We start from the raw sequence: 20,535 nt of genomic DNA on the forward strand, positions 1-20,535 counted from the left end.
CAGAAGGAAATCAAACAGGCAATGGACAGATTAAACAATCGACCAAGAAAATGTCTTGGCATGAAAACACCGAATCAGGTATTTTTTGGAATCACCCCCCCCGTTGCACTAGCGAGTTGAATCCGCGTTTTTTAAAACAATAAGCCTTTGCAGGAACGTTTTGTACAAGTAGCTATGAACAGCTTTAGCAGAATACTCTCGACGAATATTTTGGTTATTCACCACACCCATATGAGAATCAATAGCCAACCCTCTCAAGGAGACTGTGGTAGAAACTTCACCATCTTCAAGATCAAACTTACTGAAATCAGATTCAGAGATCTCTCTTACGTCAGAATCAACACTCAATTTTCTGCACTGCAAAGTGCCATCATCAAAAAACACACTACTGATACTGATTTTCTTGAAGTAATGAAAATACTGTATTCTACCAGCCCCTTTACACTTCCCTATCCCTTGAATTCTAAGATAATCCTTGTAGGTAGAGTCTTTTGTGACGAAGGCTTTTACCTGATCATCACCAAACCCGGCACCGTTATCAGCACAAGATATTTCAATGTCGTAATCGTCGCCTATAAAAGACGATGGATAAAAATCCAATTTCAGTTCGACGAAAAAGTCCGGTACATTTATATCAGAGTCTTTACGGATTAAATATGAGTCAATCGCATTAGACAACAACTCCTCAAACACCACATAGTGATTGGAGCTGATTGCTGTATTTTTTTTGCCGCCCTTTACATCCAGGGTCATACTCCCTCCAATACCTTAAGAGTTGTTCAACTTTAGCCACTATACATGAGCAAGTACTATCACTTGCCTCAAATATATGCGGCAGCCATCTATAACTCACACACTGATGCCATCTATTCTCGCTCAGCAACTCGTAACAGCTTGCTCCTTCGCTCAGACAAAGGGCCAAACTCCTCCATCACTTTTTCCATGGAGTCACCGCGAGCCAGGGCATCAAGGATATCTGCCCAGTCTTGCATGATGATTTTCCGGGACGAGATGTATTTGGTGTGGTCGTACGGCGCCCGGGATGAATCCTTCTTCCGCTTGGAGTGCGCTAACTGAAGGTCGACCCGGTTTTCCGGATAGCTCAGCAGGCCAAGCAACGTGGTGGCCGTGGAGCGGAACCCGTGTGAGGAGAACCGTCCGAGATAACCCATACGCTCCAACGCCTTGTTCAGTGTGGTAGCAGACATCACTTGGCCGGGCTTGCGATAGCTCGGGAACAGGTAGTCGCCCCCTCCGGTGAGCTTGCGCAACTCATCAAGAGACGTCATCGCTTGCTTCGAGAGCGGCACGATATGAGGCTGGCGCATCTTCATGCGAGCCGCGGGGATGGTCCATACCGCATTATCCAGGTCGAACTCTGCCCATGTCGCCTTACGCAGCTCCACTGTGCGCACGAAAGTCAGTGCAATCAGGCGCAGCGCCAGTACCGTGGTTCGATAGCCACCGTCAGCATCCAGGCGATTGAGAAAGTCCCCCAGCTCATTCCAGGCCAGGGGCGGGTTGTGCCTGACCCTGGGCCGCTTCACTGACCGCTTCAACAACGCCGTAGGATCAGCCTCGCAAAGCCCCTCCGCCGATGCGTAGGCAAAGATTTGCCCGCACCACTGCCTGATCAGAATCGCAACTGTCGGTGCCCCACGATCAACGACTGTCTGCAGAATTGGCCTCAGGTGCGAGGTCTTGATTGCCGCGAAAGGCAGTTTACCAATCTTGGGGAAAACGTCCTTCTCGAGGTACCCCCTGACCTGACTGGCGTAGTAGTCGCTCCATTGAACATTGGTATCCATCCAGCGGCGCGCCACGGTTTCAAAGGTATACTCATTCTGGTCGATTTGCTCCGCCACCTTGACCCGCTTCTCCAGCAACGGATCACGCCCTTCACGAACCATGCTGCGAGCCCAATCCCGCTCTTTTCGAGCAGCCTCCAAGGATACGTTGGGGAAAACGCCAATAGAGAAGTTCTGCTGGGACTGGCCAAGCCGATAACGGTACCACCACAGTTTGCTGCCATTGGGCTGGACACGCAGAAACAGACTGCCGCCATCCCGCAGCATATAAGGCTTGAGTTCAGGTTTAGCCGTTTCGATCTTGCGAACAGTGAGTAGATTGCGAGCCATGTGTATAACGCCTTCCGGTAGTGCCGTTATACACTTTGTTATACACTTTTGCGGTGGCTTGGTCTAGTAGTCGTCAGACGGCAATGGAACTTACGTCTTTATAAATCAGTGGTTTACAAATACTCAATGGACAGCAATGGAAACCAGTGGACCCTTTTCGTAGTTATCGATCATCAGCAGCATGTTATCGCTCCCCCGCCAACACCATGGACGCCGCCCGGAACATGGCCCGGGCTTTGTTGTGGGTTTCCTTCCACTCCAGTTCTGGCTGCGAATCCGCCACTACGCCGCCGCCCGCCTGTACGTAGAGTCGGCCGTCTTTGATGACGGCGGTGCGAATGGCGATGGCGGTGTCCATGTCGCCGGCCCAGGAGATGTAGCCCACCGCGCCGCCGTAGACGCCGCGCTTGACCGGTTCCAGTTCGTCGATGATTTCCATGGCGCGGATTTTTGGCGCTCCGCTCAGGGTGCCTGCCGGCAGGGTGGCCCGCAGCACGTCGATGGCGGATTTGCCTGCCTGCAGCTGCCCGGTCACGTTGGACACGATGTGCATGACGTGGGAGTAACGCTCCACCACCATCTTGTCGGTGAGCGCCACGCTGCCGGTATCGGCAATGCGGCCCACGTCGTTGCGGCCGAGGTCAATCAGCATCAGGTGCTCGGCGATCTCTTTCGGGTCCGCCAGCAGCTCCGCCTCCATGGCGGCATCTTCCTCTTCGCTGCGGCCGCGGCGGCGGGTGCCGGCAATGGGCCGCACTGTCACTTCGCCCTCTTCCAGTCGCGCCAGAATCTCCGGCGAGGAGCCGACGATCTGGAAGTCGTCGAGATCCAGGAAGTACATGTAGGGAGAGGGGTTCAGGTTGCGCAGGGCGCGGTAGAGGTTGAGCGGCGGCGCGGCAAAGGGGATGCTCATGCGCTGCGAGGGCACCACCTGCATCACATCGCCGGCCAGCACGTATTCCTTCACCTGCTCGACGGCGGCGGCGTAGCTGTCGTAGCTGAAATCCGAAGCTGCGCTCTGCTCCAGGGCCGGGTCCAGGGCCGCCTGCAGGTCTACCGGCGGCAGGGGCTGCATGGGCTCCGGCAGCTTGGCCACCAGTTGCGAAAGCCGCGTCTTGGCCCTGGCCAGGGCGTCCGCTTCGGCCGGGTCGGCGTTGATGATCAGGCGGATGGTGCCGGCGAGGTTATCAAATACCAGCACTTCCTCGGACACCATCAGCAGAATGTCCGGCGTGCCCAGGCGATCCGGCGGCGTGCCCGCGGCCAGGCGCGGCTCCACATAACGCACGGTGTCGTAACCAAAGTAACCCACCAGACCGCCGTGGAAGACGGGCAGGCCCGCCAGGGGCGCACTGCGGTAGCGCTGTTGGAAGGCCTCGGCGTGGGCCAGCGGGTCGCTCACCTCGCGGCTCTCTTGCAATTTGCCGTCTACCCAGACTTCCGCCCGGTGGCCAAAGACCTTGAGCAGGGTGCGACAGGGCAGGCCGATGATGGAGTAACGCCCCCATTTTTCACCGCCCTGCACGGATTCGAAGAAGTAGGAATAGGGCCCCTCCGCCAGCTTTCGGTAGGTGCTGACGGGGGTTTCCAGGTCGGCCAGCACCTCGGTGCTGACGGGAATACGGTTATAGTCCTGCGCTGCCAGGGCAGCAAAGTCCTCGGGGGTCATGGACGTTCCTCGGAGAAGAAATGGGCGTAATCAGTGCGTGCAGAATCCCTGGCTACCATCGCCAGCAGGTGACTTCACGCATCGACCAAAGGTCGCTCCTGTTACGCAGCGCTGTAGGCACAGCACACTCCGGGATTGAGAGAGGCACCTATTCTACACAGGGGCCTTGTTATGACAACCACCCTGCAAAGCACCACCAGGCAAAGCGCCCCCAACAAAGCACCACCCGGCGCGGCGCGGGCAACTGCCACGCCCGCCGGCCGGTGGGGCATCAGACCTTTGCCAGCTCGGCGCGCATGTCGGCGATCACCGCGGCGTAGTCGGGCTGGTTGAAAATCGCCGAGCCGGCAACAAAGGTGTCGGCCCCCGCCGCGGCAATTTCGGCAATGTTCCTGGCCGATACTCCGCCGTCTATCTCCAGGCGGATGTCGTAGCCGGAGGCATCGATCAGCGCGCGCGCCTCGCGCAGTTTGTCCAGTGTGGCGGGAATGAAGGACTGCCCGCCAAAGCCGGGATTCACCGACATCAGCAGGATCATGTCGACCTTGTCCATCACATACTTGAGCGCGTCCAGCCCCATGGCCGGGTTGAACACCAGGCCGCTCTTGCAGCCGGCATCGCGAATCATCTGCAGGGAGCGATCAACGTGGGTGGAGGCATCCGGGTGGAAGGTGATGTAGGTGGCGCCGGCCTCGGCGAAATCGCCGATCATCCGGTCCACCGGGCTCACCATCAGGTGCACATCGATGGGCGCTGTGACCCCGTGCTGGCGCAGGGCCTTGCACACCATGGGGCCGATGGTGAGATTGGGCACGTAGTGGTTGTCCATTACATCGAAGTGCACCACATCCGCCCCGGCGGCCAGTACTTTATCCACCTCTTCACCCAGCTTGGCGAAATTGGCGGAAAGAATGGAGGGGGCGATCAGGTAGTCGGCCATGGGCGGCTCCGGCGGGGCTGGTTGGAATAGGGGCGTATTCTACTGGCTGGGGCGTGGGACTTCACCCGCAATGCGTTAGCGCCGCATCCAACGCCGCCAGCCGCTGCGGGGTGCCGATATCGTGCCACTGCCCGCGATAGTGCTGCCCCGTCAGCCGCCCCTCGGCAATCGCTGCCTTGAACAGGGGCAGCAGGGCCGCCTTGCCCGGCGCCAGCCCAGCAAAAAAGGCCGGGCAGTAGAGCGCCAGGCCGGCAAAGGTCAGCCCGGGGCTGCCCTCTTCCCGTTCCAGCACCTGCCCCGCCACCAGGCGAAAATCCCCCTCGGGATGCTGGGGCGGGTTGTCCACCAGCACGAGGTGCGCGGCCCCCGGCGCCACCACCTGCCGGTTGAGCTGGGCGTAGGGGTAGTCGGTCCACACGTCACCGTTCACCACCAGAAAGGGCGCATCCCCCAGCAGCGGCAGGGCCCGCTGGATGCCGCCGGCGGTCTCCAGGGGCTCCGGCTCCCGGGACAGGGCGATTGATGCGCCCCACTGGCTGCCGTCGCCGCAAAAGTCCGCCACCTGTTCTCCCAGGTGGGCGGCGTTGATCACCAGATCGCGCACCCCCGCCGCCACCAGCGCCTCGATATGCCAGGCCAGCAGGGCCTTGCCGCCCACCCGCAGCAGGGGCTTGGGCGTGTGGTCGGTGAGCGGGCGCATGCGCTTGCCAAGGCCCGCGGCGAGGATCATGGCCTTCACGCCGGGCCGCTCCCGGCGCGCATCCAGGGCTGGCAATTGATCACCGGGCGCACTTCGGCCCGCCAACAGTCGTGAAAACGCCCCAGCGCCGGCTCCGTGTCGCGGCGCCCGGCCAGCACCGCCTCCACATAGGCAATCACCCGTGGCAGGTCCTCCAGATAGGCCGCTTTGCCATCGCGCAGGTAGAGCCGCGCGAAGGTGCCCAGCACCTTGAGGTGGCGCTGCAGGCCCATCAGGTCAAACCAGCGCAGGAAGGTGGCATCGCTGACCGGCTCGATACGCCCCGCCTGCTGCAGCGCATCCCGATGGGCCAGGGCCCAGGCCTGCACCTGGGCCTGCGGCCAGCGGATGTAGCAGTCCCTGAGCAGGGCCACGATGTCGTAGGTTACCGGGCCGAACACCGCATCCTGAAAGTCGATCACAGCCAGTGCCTGCCCGGGCAGCACCATCAGGTTGCGGCTGTGAAAATCACGGTGCACCAGTACTCGCGGCTGCGCCAGGGCGCTGTCGATCAGCACCGCGGCCAGGGCCTCAAAACTGGCGCGCGCGGCCTTGGTGGGCGCCAGGCCCAGCAATTCGCCAAAAAACCACTGGGGCAGGCGGCCGAGCTCCTCTGTGAGCAGGGCGTGGTCATAGGGCGGCACGGCCGCCGCCGCATCAATGCCGGACATATCCAGCAACAGGGCCGATGCCCTGGCGTACCAGGCCTCTGCACTCTGCGGGCTGAGCAACGGCAGCAGCATCTGCGCGCCCAAATCTTCCAGCAGCAGAAAGCCGCGCTCCAAATCCGCCGCCAGCAGGCCCGGCACGCGCACACCGCCATCGGCCAGCAGCTGGCGCACCGCCAGAAAAGCCGCGTTCTTCTCGGTGGCGGGCGGGGCATCCAGCACAATGACCGATGCCGCCCCTTTAGCCGCCCCTTCAGCCACCCCTGCATGCAGGCGAAAATAGCGCCGGTTGCTGGCATCGCCCGCCACGGGCGAGAGGGTGCAGGCCGCCGCCTCTCGGCCCCAGGCGGTGGCGGCCCAGGGCAACAAATCGTCGGGAATGGGGCGTGCAGCGGCAGAGGGTTCGGGCAAAAGGGGCACTCCAGGCAAGAAACACAGACATCACGGAGGGGATGCATTATCATCCGCGTTTATACCAAAAAATGCACCCCGGCTTGATGACCACGGCTCCCCCAACGGCAGAATCCACCCCCGTGTCTTCCCCTCTTGTTGCAAAACGCCAGCGATTGGCGCTGGCCCTCAGCCTCGCTCTGCCCCTGCTCGCCCAGGCGGCCGGGGAAGGCGGCCAGGGTGCCTGCGCGGATGGCGACCAGGCGCTTTGCAGTACCGATGTACCGCCAGCGCCCAATGCCTACCCCCTGGACTGGGTGCCCATTCGCCATGTGCCGGAAGCCTTGCAGGACGCGGAGTGCCGTAGCTGCCGCGGCCGCTACATCGACCCCCTGGCCGGGGCCGACACCGGCGCCGACCCGGAGCTGTCGGACATCAACGCCAGCGCCGCGCAAACGGAGCTGGAAGGCGACGAGGTCTTCCTCCACGGCGGCGTGTCCGTCGAACAGGGCTATCGCCGCCTGAGGGGCCAGGAGGCCTATTACAATCGCAGCGACAGCCGCGGCAAGCTCACCGGCGGCATCACCATCCGCGAGCCGGGCATCCTGCTGAAGGGTCAGGAGGCCAGTTTCTCATCGGACACCGGCGAGGCGGAAATCATCGACAGCCAGTTCGTGCTGCACCAGCAGCACATGCGCGGCGCCGCCAAGACCCTGCGCCGCGACGCCCAGGGCCTGGTGCATGTGCAGAACGGCTCCCTCAGCTACTGTGCCCCGGGGGACCAGGACTGGGAGATCCGCGCCGACAACATGGAGCTGGACCTTGCAGAAGGCCTGGGCACCGCCCGCGGTGCCAAAGTGGCCGTTGGCGGCATGCCGATCCTCTACTTGCCGTGGATGCGCTTCCCCCTGGATGACCGCCGCCGCACCGGTTTTTTGTGGCCGGACATTGGCAGCGACACCCGTGGCGGGGTTGATATCGCCACCCCCATCTACCTCAACCTGGCGCCCAACTACGACGCCCTGTACACGCCCCGCTACATCGAAGAACGCGGCGTCAACAACGAGGTGGAACTGCGTTACCTGCACCCGGCCGTGGGCAGCTGGTCCGTTGGCGGGGCCTATATGAAGAACGACAAGCGCTACGAAGACGAGCGCCCCGACCTGCGCGACCACAGCCGCTGGCTGGGGAAGGTGGAGCACAACGGCCTGTTCGACCAGCGCTGGCGCTCGCGGGTGGACTACAGCAAGGCCTCGGATGTCGATTACCTGAAGGACTTGCAAACCACCAACCTGGAAACCCGCCGCGAAACCAGCCTGCTGCAGCTCGGCTCCCTGGACTACCTGGGTGACGACTGGCTGTTCGGGCTGGACTTCCAGAAGTTCCAGTCCCTGGCGGATGACATCAACAACGACTACCAGAAGCTGCCCCAGTTCACCGGGCAGTACCGCGGCGAATACGAGCCCTTCGCCCTGGAGCCCATCCTGCTGGGCCAGTATTCCTACTTCGATAGCGACGACGACCGGGTCAAGGGCCAGCGGATCTACGGCGAGGCCGGCCTGACCTACCCCATGCTGTGGGAATTCGGCTTCTTCAAGCCCACCGCCAAATACCGCTATCTGGAATACGAGCTGACCGACCTCAGCGACCCCGGCAACAACGACAGCCCCAGCACCGGCACCCCCCTGTTCAGCCTGGACAGTGGCCTGTACTTCGAGCGCCCCACCCACCTGCTGGGCCGGGGCCTGCTGCAAACCCTGGAGCCGCGCCTGTACTACCTGTACAGCGAATACGAAGACCAGAGCGAGCAGCCTGACTTCGACAGCGCCGAGCTGACCTTCACCTACAACCAGCTGTTCCGGGAAACCCGTTTTTCCGGCCGCGACCGGCTGGACGACGCCAACCAGCTGTCGGTGGGCCTGACCACCCGCTACATCAGCGAAGAGGACGGCCGCGAACACCTCAATGCCAGCATCGGCCAGATCTTCTACTTCCGCGACCGGGAAGTGCGCCTGCTGTCCAGCGCCCCGCCGCTGGACCAGAGCAGCTCGGAAATGGCCGGCGAGGTCAACTTCTACCCCAACGAGCGCATGACCGTGCGCGGCAGCCTGGTGTGGGACCCCCACAGCACCGACATGAACGCCGGCAACGTACAGGCCAGCTACCGGCGCGACGACAACAGCATTTTCAGCGTGGGCTACTCCTACCGCCGCCCGCTGACCACCATCCAGACCGAAAACCGCAACCAGCAGGTTACCGAGCAGGCCCACTTCTCCGCCTATGTGCCGTTGGGCAACCGCTGGAGCCTGTTCGGCGCCGTCAACTACAGCGTGGAGGCCGGGGAGAGCGTGGAAGATATGTTCGGTGTGGAATATGATACCTGCTGCTGGCAGGTACGCCTGCTACACCTGCGCTACTATGATTCCGTCACCGGGGAAACGCTGGACTTCAATGACCCCAATCTGGAACAGGAATCCTCCACACAGGTCCAAATAGTGCTCAAGGGCATGGGCGGCTTCGGCAGCCGCGTCACCGGCCTGATGGAAGACATGATTCGAGGATACAGAGAACGTGAGTATTAAGGGATTTCCCGCCACCACCCTGCAAGCCATCCGCCACCTGGCAGGCGCACGCCCCCGGCGGGCCGCCCCGGCGCTTGGCGCGCTGGCGCTGAGCCTCGGCTTGGGCCTTGGATTGAGCCTGCCCCCGGCCCCCGCTCACGCCGCCACCGAAATCCTCGACCAGGTTGTTGCCATTGTCGATGACGACGTGATCATGGCCTCCGAACTGCGCGAACGCCTCACCTCCGTCACCGAGGGCCTGCAGGCCCGCGGCATGGAAATGCCGCCCGAAGATGAGCTGATCCGCGAAACCCTGGATCGCCTTATCCTCGAAAGCATCCAGCTGCAGATGGGCCAGCGCGTGGGCGTGCGTATCTCCGATGCCCAGCTCGACCAGGCCGTGGCCCGCATCGCCGCCCAGAACCGCATGAACGTGGACCAGTTCATCGCCCGCCTGGAACAGGAAGGCCAATCCTACGCCGCCATGCGTGAAAACGTGCGCCGGGAAATGATCCTGCAGCGCGTACAGGCCGGCAACGTCAGCCAGCGCATCCAGATCACCGACCAGGAAATCGACAACTTCCTTGGCACCGAAGAAGGCCAGGCCCTGACCCAGCCCGAATACCGCATTGTGCACGCCCTGCTGGCCATCTCCCCCGATGCCCCCGCCGACGAAAAAGCCGCCGCCGAGGCCTACGTGCAAAAGCTCCTGAAGCGCATCCGCGCCGGCGAGCCCTTCGACCAGGTGATTGCCTCCAGCACCGGCAAATACACCTTCACTGGCGGCGATCTCGGCTGGCGCCGCGCCGGCGAGCTGCCCTCACTGTTTGCCGACATCGCCCCCACCCTGGCCCAGGGCGAAACCGCCGACCCCATCGAAAGCGCCAGCGGCATCCACCTCATCAACATGAACGCCAAGCGCGGCGGCGAGCAAATTGTGGCCCAGACCAAAGTGCGCCACATCCTGATCAAGCCCAGCGAAATCCTCACCGACGACCAGGCCCGCCAGAAAGCCGCCGACCTGAAGGCCCGCATTGAAGGCGGCGAAGACTTTGGTGAACTGGCCAAAGAATATTCCGAAGACATCGGCTCCGCCCAGGAAGGCGGCGACCTCGGCTGGACCCAGAGCGGGCAGATGGTGCCCGAATTCGAAAACGCCATGGACAGCGCCAAAATCGACAAGATCACCGACCCGGTGCGCAGCCAGTTTGGCTGGCACATTCTGGAAGTGACCGACCGCCGCGACCAGGACATGACCGACCAGGCCATTCGCAACAAGGCCGCCGAATACCTGCACAGCCGCAAATACCAGGAAGAGCTGGACGCCTGGCTGCGCAAAATTCGCGATGAAGCCTTTGTCGACATCAAATAAATGACATGACGCCCACCCTCGCCATCACCACCGGCGAACCCGCCGGCATCGGGCCCGACATCACCCTGATGGCAGCCATGCGCGGGTGGTCGGCCGAACTGGTGGCCATTGGCGACATACACATGCTGCGCCAGCGCGCCGCCGCCCTGGCCCTTCCAGTAACACTGGTGGAGTGGAGCCAGCCGCAGCGCACAGCCCACCGCCCCGGCACCCTACCCGTGCGCCACACCCCCGTCAGCGAAACCGTCACCCCCGGCCAGCCCGACCCCGCCAACGCCCGCTACGTCTTAAACACCCTGGACATTGCCATCAACGGCTGCCTGAACCACACCTTCAGCGCCATGGTGACCGCGCCCGTGCAGAAGTCCGTCATCAACGACGCCGGCATCCCCTTCAGCGGCCACACCGAATACCTGGCGGAAAAAACCGGCACCGAGCACGTGGTGATGATGCTCGCCACCGACAAGCTGCGAGTGGCCCTGGCCACCACCCACCTGCCGCTGAAGGACGTGCCCGCTGCCATCACCCAAAGCAGCCTGGAGCGCACCCTGCGGATTCTGCACACAGAGCTGACCGGCAAATTCGGCATTGCCCAACCCAACATCGCCGTACTCGGGTTAAACCCCCACGCCGGCGAAGGCGGGCACCTGGGGCGTGAGGAAATCGAAATCATCATCCCCGTGCTAGAGACAATGCGCGCCGAAGGACTGCAGCTGGACGGCCCACTACCGGCCGACACCGCCTTCAACCCCGATCAGCTGGCCAGGAGCGACGCCTTTCTGGCCATGTTCCACGACCAGGGGTTGCCGGTGCTCAAGTATTCCGGGTTTGGGGAGGCGGTGAATATTACGCTGGGGCTGCCGATTGTGCGCACGTCGGTCGACCATGGCACTGCGCTGAATTTGGCGGCAAGCGGAAACGCATCCACAAGCAGTCTGGAGAAGACAATCGAGGTTGCTATGCAAATGGCAAACGCAAAACCGTAAATACTCTTTGCGCCGCTCGGGTTATAGCCCGGCCAACGCTAGTATAAGCCGACGGAATTATGGAATCCGGATTGATCACAGAATTTTACGGTGCCTTGAACCCGGTAGTCGCCATTCTGCTACCGTGGCTAGCCGGAAGCCTGGTAGTTTCAACCCTCTTTCGCGGCGACAGAGTAATAAACTTCTTTGCCTTAACCGGCCACGGCTACTTTGCGGGTTTCTGCATAGTAGCATTCATTACCCGGCTGGCTGCTCAACACCATTGGCCCGTTCAAGCCACAGTCTATCTTGTCATGGTGCTTATCAGCACAGTAAGCATGCTATACCTATTCGTACGGCCCGAGCGTAGTAATAAGAAAAGTATCGAATTCCAGCTCCCTACCATTATGTGGGAAAAGGGTGTTGTGATCCTAATTATCGTGGTGGTCTCCTACAGATACACTTCTATTTTTCTAGAGATGATTCACCTACAGATTTTTCCGTGGGACGCCTGGATGAATTGGGCGCCGAAAGCACTCATCTGGCTCAACACGGGGGAATTCAACACCTTTGTCAATCCAACACGGTGGCTACAGGAAGGTAGCCCGGAGCTATATACTCTGGGCAATTATCGCGCGGCGGAATACCCGGACTTTGTTCCCCTAGTTTATTTTTGGATGATGACCACGGCGGGAGCCGACAGTGGCTTGCTCCACTTACCCTGGCTGTTCGCCCCAGTTGCCTTGGGCTGTGCAATATACGGGCACCTGAGATTGATGGGGGTGGGCGTGGCTCCCGCAGTCATCGCTTTTTACCTATTTGCCAATTTGCCTTACGTCAACGTCCATACAATCCTGGCGGGATACGCAGACTTGTGGATGGTGTCGGTTTTCAGCCTGGCCGTCTTCGCATTACATGCCTGGGAGACGACAGCCAATAAGCGGTGGCTAGTCACGGCCCTTTTTTGGTGTGCAGCGTGTATCTGGGTGAAACAACCTGGAGTTGTTTTTTGCCTGATAGTTTTTATTTCTATAGTTCGAGTGCTGCTCAAACCGAAACCCAGCATAGAACTCACCGCCGTCTCGGCCATGCTGTTGTTAGGCGCGGCCCTAGTCCTTACAAGCGCTGAATTTCGACTTCCAATCATAGGAAATATTTTACTTTCAACCAACCACATTACGGTAGGTGCCCTGCTTGACCAGCCCATCGTTTTTTACAATATTTCATATTCTGTTTTAGATTCACTATTTACCTCCTCCAATTGGAATCTGGTTTTTTACTTAGCTACGCTATCCCTAGCACTATGGTTGGCAAGTAGTGTTTCCACTGGAATCCTATCACTCGGATTTTGCCTAATTACCACCTCCCTTGCGCTTATATTTGTGTTCAGTTTTACGCCGTATGGTGATTCCGCGATAGATAATGTGACACTCAACCGGACAATCCTTTATCTAGTCCCAATTACTATTGTTACTGCTACACTTAATGTTTGGCGCAGTACAAAACGGAACACAACTTCCAGCAGATTAAAATACCGAAATGGGTCCTAGCGTGCACCGAGATAAGCATCCTACCAACTGTGCGTGAAGCCCCTACAAAAAACTATTGACTTCTTCTGCTTATTTATACCCAGCCACTCTGGCTTCCTTTCTTCAGCGTTGGCATATCTGAGCCACCGGGTACAGAGAAAATCGACCCACTCTCTGCTACAAATATTTTCAGCTCCCAAATTGTCTCTGACAGTCGCTATCAGGTCTCAACGAAGGTAATATAGCTCGCAACCTTGATCAGTTTGTCAGGCTGAAGCTAGATTTCTCGATACTCGACTGAACGCTGTGTTTTGCTCGCCAATCTGGTAAACGCTAGAAGGACCATTTCGCGTCATCAGCAGTTCATGACTCTGACATGGATACATAAATGAAGAATTCGCACCTGACTAAAAGTTTTTGATGTCAGGTTGCCTTTGAATTCTTTTAGCTACCTGACACAACCAGAGGGCTTACTGTGCATTCCAGAAAACGAATTCTCATCACTGGCGGAGCCGGGTTTGTTGGATCCCACCTCTGCCGAGCGCTGGTCGGAACAGGTGCAGACGTGCTCTGTGTCGATAATTTTTTTACTGGCACACGGGACAATATCATCGACTTGCTCGACAATCCTCATTTTGAATTAATGCGACACGACGTCACGTTTCCACTCTATGTTGAGGTTGACGAGATCTATAATCTGGCCTGTCCAGCATCTCCGGTTCATTATCAGCACGACCCGGTGCAAACCACCAAAACCAGTGTGCATGGTGCAATAAATTTGCTCGGGCTCGCGAAGCGTACACGAGCGAAAATTCTCCAGGCCTCGACAAGCGAAGTCTATGGCGACCCCAACATTCACCCTCAACCAGAAGAGTACTGGGGCAATGTCAACCCAGTAGGGATACGTTCCTGCTACGACGAGGGAAAACGTTGTGCAGAGACGCTTTTCTTTGACTACTTCAGACAACACCAACTGCGGATCAAGGTCGCTCGTATTTTCAATACCTACGGCCCTAGCATGCATCCGAATGACGGACGTGTCGTGTCCAACTTCATAGTTCAGGCACTAAATGGCGAGCCTATTACAATTTACGGTGACGGCAGCCAAACCCGCTCTTTTTGCTTCGTTTCAGACCTTGTGCGCGGATTGATAGCCTTAATGGACAGTTCCGACGATGTGACCGGGCCGATAAACCTAGGTAACCCCGGCGAATTCACCATCAAGCAACTTGCCGAGCTCGTTATCGAAATGACCGGCTCGCGCTCTCAAATCGAATATCTCCCACTGCCGACTGATGACCCAATGCAGCGCCAACCGGATATCAGTAAAGCCAGAGATATTCTTGACTGGCAGCCAACCATCGAACTTCGATCCGGGCTCCAGCAAACTATTCAGTACTTTTCGAAAATTCTCCCGACATAGGCGTTCGTGGCCCTTCGGAATTTCCCCTAACGAAAATTCAGGTTGATTGTAATCCCCACGATTTTAATCGCCCGTTGAATGAGAGTTATGTAGCCAGCAACAGCTGGGTAGGAGGCGCCCCCCGATGGCCGAGTTTGGCCATCCGTTATTATATTCCCATGGCCAGTGTGTCGCTAACAGTTGAACATGGGCGATACTGTTAAACTCTTGCAGATCCAAGACGTGCGCTATTCGCTTACAGGAGAACCAATTCTATCTGCGCCCCCCCCTAATAGCCCGCCCACGATAATCAAATTCGAGAACACTAAGCCTGCCGTCGTGGCACACACGACACTGCCGAAAGGTGTATGCAGCAGACCATAAAGCAAAATTACTATATAAAACAACGATACCAAAAAAAATTCCGGAACAGAAAAATTACCGAAGGAAAGCAAAAGAATTCTAAATAAAGACGTTGCCATTAGAATAAAAAATGGTATTGCCCCCACTATACCCAATGACAAAATCACTTCCAAAAAGCCATTATGTGCGGTTGAAGGCCTCCACCAATCTGCTTCGTGATTTTTGTCCAAGTACCCCCTAACCCCTTCGACATAACCCACACCATTTATCCAATGTTCAATTCCGCCCCTAACTGCAGTTAGAAACAGCGGCAACCTCCCATTGAGCGCGCCAAGCTCTTTCGCGGCGTTTTCATTTCGCTCAATTTTAGCCGAAACGTAATCATTACTTTGACTAGGTGCTTCTGGAGACTGTTGAAGCGCGGTGAAAATACTATAACCGGGCTCAAGGTTGATGGACTCGAAATGGGCAGAAAGTCGAGACTTCACCGGAACGGCGACTAATGCGCTCAGAAAGACCAATGCAACAAATGCAGCAAGCACGGAGCGCATCCCTTGGGTAAAGAGTAGTAAGGATATCCCCACAATAAGAACGCCAAGAACCAAGAGCGATAATCTCGAATCGGCAAAAAAAACAAGTAAAACAACTACCGGCGATAATAACAGGAATCCGAACACTCCCGACTTACCCTTGATAAATCGGTAAGTTAAACCGATCAGCAAGCTCTGGAGTTGTACTGCGACAAAACTCTCGGCCCAAAGGTGTCCACCAAGTCGCCAACGATGTTCTTGAACTTCAACGAATAAGCGACCAGGATCCAGGACAAAGCAAAATAGAATTGCAACAACTGTAATCAGCCCCGAGTAGAGCAGAACATCCATCAATAGATCGATAGTCGTTTCAGAACCGACCTGCGAATATTTAAATATTGAATAGATACAAACTAACGATAAAGTTACAACACTAAATTCCAGCGCACGAAAAACCCCCAGCATAGAAAATTCTAAAGAATCTGTAAGAGATATCCACACTGCAATTACTGAAAAGATGGTTAGTTGAGCAGCCGTGTCTCTAAAGCAGGAACTGAGAATGCGCCTTCGACACATTACAAGCACCAGCCACACCAATATGAGGCCACAAACAACTGCCCAAGAAATTCTGGCCAACTTGGTTGCGCTGAATAGAGGCAGCGAATTTGCGCCAGTTTTATCTACTAGATTCAAGTTGAAAAACGGGAACCACAGTACCGTTGAGGCCAAGAGGAAATATATATATTGTCTATTAGTCAACGATGTGGCTTTCAATCCGCTTTGACCTACTGTACTCATGCCTTTCTGTTCTCGCTATTTGCTATATGGCTTTCGTGCGACCCAGCAATAAGCCGCCGGCGAGCGTTGCTTCCGGCCAAAAGCCAAGTCCAGGATCAACGCTGTAACGTTGATCAAGCCGATAATCGGCGTGAATACGAAATGTTTTACATTACTGAACCTCTGACCTCTTACGGGATCCAGCATAGGCAGGAGAACATCAAGATTTATCAACAAAGCAACCGCCCTGAACACCCCCCCACTTCCTTCAATACGCTGAACATCAAATCCAGTCCTACCTAACAATTGAGCAAGTCCAAATTGGGTAAACCGCCTAAAGTCATAGGGCTCCAGATGAATAGGACTGATATGAGGAACCGAACCGACGAACATGCCCCCTGGTTTGAGAACCCGATAGATTTCCTCGACCGTTTGGCGGTCATCGAGCACATGCTCCAGTGCTTCATTACACAACACCACATCTGCTGAACCGCTTCTGATGGGTAAATACTCCGCAAACCCGGCAACCAGCATTTTTTTATCCGAGCGATCATTCTGCGCAACAGCTTCTTCCAGATCCACTACCACGAACTTTTCAGCAAACTCACTATATATCTCGTAGTACGGGCTCTTTCCTCCCGCCACATCAACGAACACCAACGACTTGCCAACCAAGGTGGAAGCAACGGCTTTTTGGAACCGAACAATGCTAGATATATTGTGGTAGTTAAAGGAAAAAATAGTATTGTAGGGGCGGGTGCCAAGCACGAATCGATAAAGCTTTTCTGCTAAGCGCCTCAATTGTAGTTTGTAAGACTGCATCAAAAACCCATAACCGATTCAGATTTGTTGTATTGGACGAAGGCCTATTCTAGCCCGAACTGTGCTTTGAGGTGCCGTCATATCTTCATTACACCGACGCGATAACATTGACGGGACCTTTCGGTGTTTGGCCACCCTTTCTCTCAAGTGCCTCACGTACCGCGCACCCTGACGAGACCTCAAGTGCGATACTAATGAAATCAACCAATTCTCCTGCCCCAACAGACTCGACCTTAAAGCACTGCCCAGGCAGTCCCTCACTTTCCAACAATAGAGAGACCTTGCCTTTCCTGCCGATCTGATAATCAATGCCAAGCAGATTTGCCTTGTTCAATGACATGGCAAAAATACAGGCGTGGAAGCGCATCGCTATAACCGCATCCATTGCACTTAAAAGAAAGAGAATCGAATCGGGATCGGGTTCAGCGCTCCACACCCGATAATCAACGGGCTCAGCGCCTGATCGGGAGAGATGACGCTCAATCGCAGTCGCGGGATTAAAATCGGAAAAGCCGAACTGATCTGGGTTCATCGGGAAGAAAATAAAACGCACACCTTCATTCCGGCGGGATATCTCCTCCATCGCGCTGCACAATTCGGCGATAAATTGCTCTTCAATGCGCGCTGTTTCTTCCCCCCCGGTTGTACTGTACTTCACCCACAGCGGGCGTAAATTGATTCCAATACAGTGGCGCGCCCCTAGGATCAGTTGTGCAACGTCACCTGCCAGAGGGCAATCGGCAAGCGCCGCTGTCGATCTCGACTCCAGATAGTCAAATGCCGGATCTCTACCGATGCGTACATTCGCCGGCAGTGTCACCAGCTTTGCAGCTGCCGACCGCTCCTGACGTATGGTCGACGCGTCACTAAGTGCAAAGAGTTTGGAAACGCACCATTTACTAAACGCCGTATTCAGAGGACCAACCCCTACGCCCTCAATCACACGTGTCACCCCACCTCTCGCAGCGAGGGCAAAAGTAAATAGGTGCCTGGCCAGGTGTGCCGGCAACTCCATAAGCGGCCCACCGGCGTAAACCACATGAGAGTGCTCGTTTAGCAAGCGACGAATTGCATGGTGGTTCGCAGGGGCTACTTCCACTGGAACCGGAAGGTCGAGTTTCTCTACCCAAGCGCGGGTACGGTCGGGGCGAAAGCTGGCGACGGTTATCTTCCTGACACCATGCTGGCTTTCCAAGCGCGCAATAACCCCTGCAAGAATAGCTGCATCTCCGACATGCTCCCCGCCATAGGCGCCAATAAGCAGTGCGCTGTCACCCCCTTTTTTGGTTCGCGGTGTCGGTAGCGCCCCTAGGGCAAGCGTCCCTATAAAAAATAACAGGGTTTTAAAAGCCTTGCCAATCTGGTTAAGTTTGGCTACAAGGCCGGCCTTGTCGGCGCCATCTACAATCAGTTCCCACGGGTGCCAGGCACCGGATTGGTCGTGAATACAAGAAGAGCAATCCCGTGACTTCACCTGCGCACGCTTGGTAAACGCGGCCTCGCTGGATACAACATCATAGGCGGAATCATTTCTCAAGTTACCCAATCGCAGGTCCGACACCGAACAGGGGTAAGCCTCGCCAAGTGATGTCACAAGGATCCCCTCATTCTGGAAGTAACACGGCATGGGCCGGGCACCCCCTTCCAATAACCAGACGGCCATTTTCTTGTAATAGAGGCGCCTTCCAGCGGAACGTGTTTGTGCAATCAGGTCAGGTGACCGATATAAATCCGCAAGAAATGACCGTTCGGCAGTGTTTAATGAAAACCCGTCAACGAGGTTGCCATTTGCCAACCGCTCGATGAATGTGGCACAGCGGAAAATAACTTCCACTCCTTCCTGGCGTGCAAACGCAAGCACACGGCCTGTGCCGTAGACGTTGGCACGAGACACGGTACACTGAAGTTGAACGCGAACGCCCTCATTTTTGAAAATGGTGAGTGTTTTGCCAACGCGCTCAAAAGCAGACTCGATACCCCTGACCTCATTATGTTGTTCACCGACGCCATCGACGGACAGGTTGAGAACCAGTTCAACGCCCGCTCGCTGGCAGGCAGTCTTGATCGGGCCAATAAATCGTGACCAACGGCGATAGTGGTAACCGTGGGAAGTTATCGACAGGGACTGCAGCTTGGGCAGGGCCTCAAGCAGTGACTCAACCGAAGCCACGAGGTCTTTTCTAAGCGTGGGCTCGCCACCGGAAACACCAATGTGTGCGACCTCGCTAAAGGCGTCCGCGGAAAAAATGGAAAAGATCTCATTGGTATTCAATTCACCTTCGACATTTTCCTGCCAAACGTTGCACATCAGGCAGCGGGAATTGCAGTTATCCGTGATAGGAAAATTGACCAGCGTCGGCTTTCCAACTTCTCCCCTGCCACGTGTAGGTTTCGCGTACCAATCGACTATATAGCGTAGTGCTTTCACAATCTGCCTAATGCTTTCTATTTTTTGCGGCGAATCAGATCATAAATCCGCAGCAGTTGCTCCACGTTTATTTCCGGAGTGTAGTTTCCAGCGTAAGCTGCTCGAGCGTTAACAGACATCTCTTCTAGCAGGCCCTTGGAATCGTACAGGGTCTCACAGGTCGCAGCCAGATGCTCGGCATCTCCCGCTCTGGCAAGCTTTCCCGTCACCCCATCCTGAACAAGTTCCGCCAAGCTACCAATATCCGATGCTACTACTGGCAGGCCGACCGCAAAGGCTTCCAGGAGCGTCATGGGAAAGCCTTCATACCAGACGGAGGGCATTACCAGGAACCTCGCTCTTCGCATCAACTGTTGCACAGAAGCGGGCGACTGCGTACCAAGGAACGTGATCGCTGGATTATCCACAGCTTTTAGCTGCGCCTCCAGTGGACCACCGCCAACCACTACCAGCGGTATCCCAAGCCTCTTCCATGCCTCCAGCATTACTGACACGCCTTTTTCTGGAGCAAGGCGCCCTACGAATAGGGCGAATTCCCTGGTCTCCCACGCTCGACTGGCGTGGTCGTAACCGGGGTCAAATATAAAATTTGGTTTCACATGGATTTTATCTGCTGGAAAGCCTGCCTGAATAAACTTCTGCCTGGAGAACTCGGTCAGGGCAATGTACCCGTCAATGCAGTTACGCCATGTTCCGAAAAATTTATTCACACTGATCATACTGGCCAGCGCAAATGTTCCCAGAGCGGACCCCCGGTACACCTTTTCCTTGACGGCCCAAAACGGACCATCAGTGATCGACCTCTCAGTGACTGCATCGTGGTGCAACAGGGTTGTGGTAGGGCAGATCGTACGAAAATTATGTAACGTCATAACAGACGGCACGCCACATGCCTTCGACGCATAGAAAATGGCCGGACTAATACGCGGGAAGAAGTTGTGCACATGCAGGACATCAGGAGCCAAGTGATTAAAATACTTCTTGTACTTGAAGTACTGTGGCACCGAGAAAGTAGCGCCACACGCGGCTTTCAGCTTTGAAAAGCTTGTCGAAATTCCATCATTGTCTTCAAGCAGGAGATCAAGATCAACGCCACACTCCTGCAACAACTTTGATTCCATCTCCAGCACGACATCCTCTCCACCCCGCTGCTGGTAACGATTGTGCGCGACCACAATTTTCAATGTATCCATCACTTCACGCACTGCTGTCGTTGATCCCAATGTGAAGAAAGCTTGCATC

15 protein-coding genes and 1 pseudogene are annotated in these 20,535 nt (G+C 56.5%); 6 read left to right on the forward strand and 10 right to left on the reverse strand.

All coding sequences use genetic code 11. The annotated features are described in order from the left end of the window. Positions 1 to 120: pseudogene (locus DDZ17_RS23060) on the forward strand (IS30 family transposase); the annotation flags it as partial. On the opposite strand, the gene DDZ17_RS17450 reads toward DDZ17_RS23060, so the two are convergent. The 6 genes from DDZ17_RS17450 to DDZ17_RS17475 all read right to left on the reverse strand — a co-directional run bounded on the left by DDZ17_RS17450 (position 109) and on the right by DDZ17_RS17475 (position 6,565). Next, a complete protein-coding gene (locus DDZ17_RS17450) occupies positions 109 to 753 on the reverse strand; it encodes a hypothetical protein (protein WP_116368271.1) in 645 nt (214 codons plus the stop codon). The pseudogene DDZ17_RS23060 and the gene DDZ17_RS17450 sit on opposite strands and share 12 nt — an antisense overlap. 113 nt (positions 754 to 866) lie before the next feature. Further along, the gene (locus DDZ17_RS17455) at positions 867 to 2,138 is read right to left on the reverse strand and encodes a tyrosine-type recombinase/integrase (RefSeq protein WP_116368272.1); all 1,272 of its coding nucleotides are present in this window, start codon (positions 2,136 to 2,138) and stop codon (positions 867 to 869) included. A gap of 184 nt (positions 2,139 to 2,322) precedes the next feature. Next, on the reverse strand, positions 2,323 to 3,807 hold the full coding sequence (gene trpE / locus DDZ17_RS17460) for an anthranilate synthase component I (protein WP_116368273.1): 1,485 nt from the start codon (positions 3,805 to 3,807) through the stop codon (positions 2,323 to 2,325). Between the two features lie 271 nt (positions 3,808 to 4,078). Beyond that, on the reverse strand, positions 4,079 to 4,747 hold the full coding sequence (gene rpe / locus DDZ17_RS17465) for a ribulose-phosphate 3-epimerase (protein ID WP_116368274.1): 669 nt from the start codon (positions 4,745 to 4,747) through the stop codon (positions 4,079 to 4,081). A 61-nt stretch (positions 4,748 to 4,808) separates the two neighbouring features. Next, the gene (gene murU / locus DDZ17_RS17470) at positions 4,809 to 5,522 is read right to left on the reverse strand and encodes an N-acetylmuramate alpha-1-phosphate uridylyltransferase MurU (protein ID WP_421910384.1); all 714 of its coding nucleotides are present in this window, start codon (positions 5,520 to 5,522) and stop codon (positions 4,809 to 4,811) included. Then, complete coding sequence (locus tag DDZ17_RS17475; RefSeq protein WP_241505941.1) at positions 5,483 to 6,565, reverse strand: aminoglycoside phosphotransferase family protein; 1,083 nt, start codon at positions 6,563 to 6,565, stop codon at positions 5,483 to 5,485. Before DDZ17_RS17475 ends, murU begins: the two co-directional genes overlap by 40 nt. Positions 6,566 to 6,687: 122 nt before the next feature. Here DDZ17_RS17475 and DDZ17_RS17480 point away from each other — a divergent pair, with 122 nt between their 5' ends. The 5 genes from DDZ17_RS17480 to DDZ17_RS17500 all read left to right on the forward strand — a co-directional run bounded on the left by DDZ17_RS17480 (position 6,688) and on the right by DDZ17_RS17500 (position 14,394). After that, on the forward strand, positions 6,688 to 9,126 hold the full coding sequence (locus DDZ17_RS17480; protein ID WP_241505942.1) for an LPS-assembly protein LptD: 2,439 nt from the start codon (positions 6,688 to 6,690) through the stop codon (positions 9,124 to 9,126). Further along, positions 9,116 to 10,477 carry a peptidylprolyl isomerase gene (locus DDZ17_RS17485; RefSeq protein ID WP_241505943.1) on the forward strand — a complete coding sequence of 454 codons (1,362 nt, stop codon included), beginning with the start codon at positions 9,116 to 9,118 and terminating at the stop codon, positions 10,475 to 10,477. The genes DDZ17_RS17480 and DDZ17_RS17485 overlap by 11 nt, the downstream gene beginning before the upstream one ends. Positions 10,478 to 10,482: 5 nt before the next feature. Next, positions 10,483 to 11,463, forward strand: a complete 981-nt coding sequence (pdxA, locus tag DDZ17_RS17490; RefSeq protein ID WP_116368275.1) for a 4-hydroxythreonine-4-phosphate dehydrogenase PdxA — start codon at positions 10,483 to 10,485, stop codon at positions 11,461 to 11,463. Positions 11,464 to 11,534: 71 nt separating this feature from the next. Continuing rightward, entirely contained in the window at positions 11,535 to 12,992 is a 1,458-nt protein-coding gene (locus tag DDZ17_RS17495; protein WP_116368276.1) for a hypothetical protein, read from the forward strand. A gap of 454 nt (positions 12,993 to 13,446) precedes the next feature. Next, positions 13,447 to 14,394 carry a UDP-glucuronic acid decarboxylase family protein gene (locus tag DDZ17_RS17500; RefSeq protein ID WP_116368277.1) on the forward strand — a complete coding sequence of 316 codons (948 nt, stop codon included), beginning with the start codon at positions 13,447 to 13,449 and terminating at the stop codon, positions 14,392 to 14,394. 227 nt (positions 14,395 to 14,621) lie between these two features. On the opposite strand, the gene DDZ17_RS17505 is transcribed toward DDZ17_RS17500, so the two are convergent. The 4 genes from DDZ17_RS17505 to DDZ17_RS17520 form a co-directional block, all read right to left on the reverse strand. Further along, positions 14,622 to 16,064, reverse strand: coding sequence for an O-antigen ligase family protein (locus tag DDZ17_RS17505; RefSeq protein ID WP_116368278.1), 1,443 nt, complete (start codon positions 16,062 to 16,064; stop codon positions 14,622 to 14,624). 15 nt (positions 16,065 to 16,079) lie between these two features. Further along, positions 16,080 to 16,865, reverse strand: a complete 786-nt coding sequence (locus DDZ17_RS17510; RefSeq protein ID WP_116368279.1) for a class I SAM-dependent methyltransferase — start codon at positions 16,863 to 16,865, stop codon at positions 16,080 to 16,082. An 88-nt stretch (positions 16,866 to 16,953) separates the two neighbouring features. Further along, entirely contained in the window at positions 16,954 to 19,293 is a 2,340-nt protein-coding gene (locus DDZ17_RS17515) for a polysaccharide pyruvyl transferase family protein (protein WP_157976707.1), read from the reverse strand. A gap of 17 nt (positions 19,294 to 19,310) precedes the next feature. Then, on the reverse strand, positions 19,311 to 20,534 hold the full coding sequence (locus DDZ17_RS17520) for a glycosyltransferase family 4 protein (protein WP_116368281.1): 1,224 nt from the start codon (positions 20,532 to 20,534) through the stop codon (positions 19,311 to 19,313). Position 20,535: the final 1 nt, after the last annotated feature.

It is taken from the genome of Parahaliea mediterranea, assembly GCF_003402235.1.
Classification (GTDB): domain Bacteria; phylum Pseudomonadota; class Gammaproteobacteria; order Pseudomonadales; family Halieaceae; genus Parahaliea; species Parahaliea mediterranea.

Excerpts from the sequence above, each read along its gene's own strand:
- DDZ17_RS17510 (WP_116368279.1), bottom strand. The coding sequence starts at position 16,865 with ATGCAGTCTTACAAACTACAATTGAGGCGCTTAGCAGAAAAGCTTTAT.
- DDZ17_RS17505 (WP_116368278.1), bottom strand. The coding sequence starts at position 16,064 with ATGAGTACAGTAGGTCAAAGCGGATTGAAAGCCACATCGTTGACTAAT.
- DDZ17_RS17520 (WP_116368281.1), bottom strand. The coding sequence starts at position 20,534 with ATGCAAGCTTTCTTCACATTGGGATCAACGACAGCAGTGCGTGAAGTG.
- trpE (WP_116368273.1), bottom strand. The coding sequence starts at position 3,807 with ATGACCCCCGAGGACTTTGCTGCCCTGGCAGCGCAGGACTATAACCGT.
- rpe (WP_116368274.1), bottom strand. The coding sequence starts at position 4,747 with ATGGCCGACTACCTGATCGCCCCCTCCATTCTTTCCGCCAATTTCGCC.
- DDZ17_RS17450 (WP_116368271.1), bottom strand. The coding sequence starts at position 753 with ATGACCCTGGATGTAAAGGGCGGCAAAAAAAATACAGCAATCAGCTCC.
- DDZ17_RS17455 (WP_116368272.1), bottom strand. The coding sequence starts at position 2,138 with ATGGCTCGCAATCTACTCACTGTTCGCAAGATCGAAACGGCTAAACCT.
- pdxA (WP_116368275.1), top strand. The coding sequence starts at position 10,483 with ATGACGCCCACCCTCGCCATCACCACCGGCGAACCCGCCGGCATCGGG.